This is a genomic window from Kineococcus glutinatus, from assembly GCF_039542765.1.
GTDB lineage: Bacteria > Actinomycetota > Actinomycetes > Actinomycetales > Kineococcaceae > Kineococcus_A > Kineococcus_A glutinatus.
The window spans coordinates 1-4857 of the sequence record NZ_BAABIL010000462.1; the positions used below are offsets into that span (position 1 = coordinate 1).

The 4857-nt window shown below is 75.7% G+C and carries 5 protein-coding genes; 1 reads left to right on the forward strand and 4 read right to left on the reverse strand.

What is annotated here, in order from left to right:
* Positions 1-181: 181 nt before the first annotated feature.
* Genes ABEB16_RS16070 through ABEB16_RS16085 form a run of 4 tightly spaced genes read right to left on the reverse strand, consistent with a single transcriptional unit; the run spans position 182 to position 2089 of the window.
* Positions 182-1027 (reverse strand): MBL fold metallo-hydrolase, encoded by an 846-nt coding sequence (locus ABEB16_RS16070; protein WP_345713234.1) that lies wholly within the window; start codon positions 1025-1027, stop codon positions 182-184.
* Positions 1028-1029: 2 nt separating this feature from the next.
* The gene (locus tag ABEB16_RS16075) at positions 1030-1527 is read right to left on the reverse strand and encodes a RidA family protein (RefSeq protein WP_345713235.1); all 498 of its coding nucleotides are present in this window, start codon (positions 1525-1527) and stop codon (positions 1030-1032) included.
* On the reverse strand, positions 1524-1679 hold the full coding sequence (gene sp36 / locus ABEB16_RS16080; RefSeq protein WP_345713236.1) for a Sp36 family protein: 156 nt from the start codon (positions 1677-1679) through the stop codon (positions 1524-1526). Before sp36 ends, ABEB16_RS16075 begins: the two co-directional genes overlap by 4 nt.
* Before the next feature lie 53 nt (positions 1680-1732).
* Entirely contained in the window at positions 1733-2089 is a 357-nt protein-coding gene (locus ABEB16_RS16085; protein ID WP_345713237.1) for a WhiB family transcriptional regulator, read from the reverse strand.
* A gap of 306 nt (positions 2090-2395) precedes the next feature.
* On the opposite strand from ABEB16_RS16085, the gene ABEB16_RS16090 reads away from it, so the two are divergent.
* Positions 2396-4857, forward strand: a 2462-nt coding sequence (locus ABEB16_RS16090; protein ID WP_345713238.1) for a penicillin-binding protein, incomplete at its 3' end; no start/stop codon positions are given.

Below are 4857 nucleotides of genomic sequence, written 5' to 3' on the forward strand. Positions count from 1 at the left end.
GCCGCCCCGGCCGCCGGCGTCGCCGCCCCGGCCGCCGGCGTCGCCGCCCCGGCCGCCGGCGTCGCCGTGGCCGGACCGGTGCCGTCCTCGGGCATGTCGCTGCTCCTCCGCCCCGCTGGTCGCGTACCGGCCGTCGCGGGGGCCTGCCCGCCCGGCGTCGGCGAGCGTAGCAACCGCCCGCTCAGGGCAGGTCGGCCCCGAGGTGGGCCAGCTGGGCCCGCACCGACCACGTCGCCGCCCGCTGCAGCGCGGGGTCGAGCCCGGGGTGCACGTGCGCGACCACCTCGGCCGTCGTGCCCGCCCCCGCGGCCAGCGCCTCGCGCACCTGCGCCAGCCGCTCCTCGCGGTGGCGGCGGTACCCCGCCAGCACCGCCACCGGGTCCCGCACGAGCGGTCCGTGGCCGGGCAGCAGCACGTCGAGGCCGGGGTGCTCGGGCGTGGGGGTGGCCAGCGCCAGCAACCGGTCCAGGGTGGTGAGGAAGTCGGTGAGGGAGCCGTCCTCGGCGAGCACCGTGGAGCCGCGCCCGAGCACGGTGTCGCCGGTGAGCAGGGCGCGGTCGGCGGGCAGGGCGAAGCAGGCGGAGTCCGCGGTGTGCCCCGGGGTGCGCAGCGCGACGAGCTGCAGGCCCTCCACGTCGAGCTCCTCCCCGTCGCGCCAGGCGGCCGCCGCGACGACCTCGACGCCCGCGGCCGCGGCCAGGCGCTGCGCCCCCGCGGTGTGGTCGAGGTGGGAGTGGGTGAGGAGCACCGCCACCAGCCGGGCGCGGCGGCGGGCCAGCGCGGTGCGCACGCGCGCCAGGTGCTGCTCGTCGTCCGGGCCGGGGTCCACCACGACCGCCCGCGCCGATCCCGGCTCGGACAGCACCCACGTGTTGGTGCCCTCCAGCGTCATCGGGCCGGGGTTGGGGGCCAGGACGCACACCGCGCGCTCGGTGGCCCGCCCGCCGGTCCAGGGCGCCTCCTGCTGGGGCCCGTCCTGCCGGGGTCCGTCCTGCGGGGGCCCGTCCTGCCGCGCGGGGCCGGTCACGCTCAGCGCACCCGGACGACGAGCTCGACCTCGACGGGCGCGCCCAGCGGCAGCACCGCCACGCCGACGGCGCTGCGGGCGTGGTGGCCGGCGTCGCCGAACACCTCCGCGAGCAGGTCGCTGGCGCCGTTCAGGACCGCCGGCTGCCCGGTGAACGCGGGGTCGCTGGCGATGAAGCCGACGACCTTGACGACCCGCTCGACGGCGTCGAGGTCGCCCACGACGCTCGCGACGGCCGCCAGCGCGTTGAGGGCGCAGGTGCGGGCCAGGCCGGTGGCCTCGGCGGGCGGCACGAGCCCCTCGCCCTCGCCGACCCTGCCGGTGCGCGGCAGCCGGCCGTCCACCAGGGGCAGCTGCCCGGCGGTCCAGACGAGGTCACCGTCGCGGACGGCGGGCCGGTAGCTCGCCAGCGGGGCCGCGACCTGCGGCAGCCGCAGCCCCAGCCCGGCCAGCCGGGCGGCGACGCGGCCACCGGCCGCCGCGCTCCCCGGCCCGCTCACGCGGAGGGGCGCTTGAGGTAGGCCACGAGGCCGTTGCCGCCGGGGCCCTGCACGACCTGCACGAGCTCCCAGCCGTCGGAGCCCCACTGGTCGAGGATCTGCTTGGTCGCGTGCACGATGAGCGGCACGGTGGCGTACTCCCACGTCGTCATGGGCGCCACCGTAGTGCGCGATCCCCGGCCCGGCCGGGTGCGCCCGGCTCGGTTCAGCCGGCGTGGGCGGGCGCGGGCGCGCCGGTGAGGTCGATGCGGGTGGGCGGGGCGCCGGTGACGGCGGCGGCGGCCTGCCCCAGGTGCTGGTCGCGGGCGGTCTCCAGCAGGCGCCGCCAGGACTTCACGTTGGGCCGGCGCTTGAGCAGCGCGCGCCGCTCGCGCTCGGTCATGCCTCCCCAGACGCCGAACTCCACGCGGCTGTCGAGCGCGTCGGCGAGGCACTCGGTGCGCACGGGGCAGCCCCCGCACACGGCCTTGGCCCGGTTCTGCGCGGAGCCCTGCACGAACAGCTCGTCGGCCGAGGATGCGGCGCACGTACCGCGACCGGCCCACTCCAACGTCCACACCATGTCGGTGGTCCTTCCCGCTCCACCGCCCCGCGCCGGCTGACCGGCGGCCCCCGCGGCGGTGATCCTGTGACTTCCCCCGACACCCGGCGAGCGGGTGCCCGGCCACCGTAGGCTGGGGGGGCGCGCGGTCTGTAGAGCACGTTCGGGGGGCGCGGGATGGCCCGGACGGACTAGCCCGCACGGCTGACGGGCGCGCGCGGTGGGGACGTGCGGGGATCGTGGCGGGAGTGTGCAGGCCCCCGTTCACAGCCGCCGCGGCGCGGCGGAAGGCTCCCGCGGCCCGGGGCGTTGTCTACCCTCGTGGCCATGACCAACGGGGGACCTCCGCACGCGCACCGTCCCGTCCTGCGGCTGCTGGGGGCCTTCGTGGCCGTCAGCGCCGCGGCGGGCGTGCTCTCGGCGGGGTTGGTGATGCCCGCGGTGGGCGCCACGGGCGCGGTGGCCCGCGAGGGCGTCGACGTCTTCGAGGAGCTGCCCGCCGACGTCGGCGACGACACCCTGTCGGAGGCCACGACGATCCTGTGGGCCGACGGCTCGGTGATGGCGACGGTCTACGACCAGAACCGCGTCGTCGTCCCGCTGGAGGCCATCGCCCCCGTGATGCGCGACGCCATGATCGCGATCGAGGACTCCCGCTTCTACGACCACGGGCCCATCGACCTGCGCGGCATCGGCCGGGCCCTGGTCAACAACGCCACCAGCGACAGCGGCACGCAGGGCGCCTCCACCCTGACGCAGCAGCTCGTGAAGAACATCCTCGTCGAGCAGGCCGTCGCCGCCGGCGACCAGGAGGCCGCGCTGGCCGCCATCACGGCGGAGGGCACCGCCGGCTACGCCCGCAAGCTGCGGGAGATGAAGATGGCGATCGGGCTCGAGAAGGAGATGTCGAAGGACGAGATCCTCGCCGGCTACCTCAACATCTCCTACTTCTTCAACAACGTCTACGGCGTCGAGGCCGCCTCCCGGTTCTACTTCAACGGCAAGTCCGCCAGGGACCTCACCCTGCCCGAGGCGGCGCTGCTGGCGGGCATCGTCCGCGACCCGAGCGGCTACGACCCGATCAAGAAGCCCGAGGCCGCGACGCAGCGGCGCGCCGTGGTGCTCAAGCGGATGCTCGACCTGGGCTACATCGACGACGCCGCGTACGCCGGGGCGAACGCCGCCCCGCTGGGGGTGGTGCCCCTCAAGAGCCAGCAGGGCTGCATGTCGGCCGGGTCCGCGGCGTACTTCTGCGACTACGTGCGCCACGTCATCGTCAACGACGCGGCGTTCGGCGCGACGCCGGAGGACCGCGAGAACCTCCTCAAGCGCGGCGGCCTCACGATCCGCACGACGCTGGACCGGCGCGTGCAGGACATCGCGAAGGCGGCCGTCGACGCCGGGGTCAGGCCCGGCCAGTCCGTGCGCGCCGCCGAGTCGGTGGTGGAACCGCGCACCGGCAAGATCCTCGCGATGGCGCAGAACACCACCTGGTCCCCGGACACCGACCAGGTCGGCGTGACGACCCTGAACTACAACGCCGACGCCGCGCACGGCGGCGGCAACGGGTTCCCCACCGGGTCGACGTTCAAGCCGTTCACCCTCACCGAGTGGCTGAAGTCCGGCCGCTCGCTGGACTCCGTGGTGGCCGCGCCCGCCTCGGGCAACGACCCGTTCCGCGCCTTCACCTCCTGCGGGCAGAAGCTCGCCGGCAAGAACTACCCGTACAGCAACTCCGAGGGTTCCGGCCCGGGCCGGATGACGGTGCGCGCCGCGACCGCGAACTCGGTGAACACCGCGTACATGTCGATGGAGAAGCAGCTCGACCTGTGCAACATCGCCAAGACGGCGCAGTCGCTGGGCGTGTTCAAGGCGAAGGCCGCCAACCACAACGGCGACTCCTCCCAGCCGGTGACCACCGACCTGGACACCAACCTCCCGTCGCTGACCCTGGGCGTGCAGGAGATCGCGCCGCTGGCGATGGCCGGCGCCTACGCCGCGTTCGCCGCGGAGGGCCTGTTCTGCAAGCCCGTCGCCATCACGGAGATCCTCGACACGAACGGCCAGCCGCTGCCCGTGCCGTCCGCGGACTGCCAGCAGGTGATGGACCCGAACGTCGCCCGCAACGTGAACACCGCGCTGCAGGGCACCTGGAACAACGGCACCGCCGCCCGGGTCAAGCGCATCGGGCGCCCCGTCGCCGGCAAGACGGGAACGACGAACAACAGCACGAACGTGTGGTTCTGCGGGTACACCCCGCAGATGGCCGCCGCGGTGTGGGTCGGTCACGCCGACGCGAACAACAAGAGCCTCAACTCCGAGCGCATCAACGGCCGGGGCCGGCAGCGCATCTACGGCGCGACCATCCCCGCGCCGATCTGGTCGAACACCGTCGGCCCCGCCTCCACCGCGCTGGGCCTGCCGGTGCAGTCGTTCACCCCCGGCTCGCAGGCCGGGCTGCGCACCGTCAACCCCGACGGCGCCAGCCGGGTGCCCTCCGTCGTCGGCCGCAGCGTCAGCTCGGCCCGGGCGGCGCTGGTGGCCGCCGGGTTCGAGGTGGTCATCGCCTCCCGGCGGGTGGCGTCGGACTCGGTGCGGGCCGGCAACGTCGCCCAGCAGAGCCCCGGCGGCGGCCGCAGCGCCGACCCGGGCGACACCATCACGCTGTACCGCAGCTCCGGGCCGGCGCCGAAGCCGACGCCGACCGCGACGCAGGCCCCGGCGCCCACGGAGCAGGCCCCGGCGCCCGCCCCGGCGCCGGAGCAGCCCGCCCCCGCGGCCACCCCGGC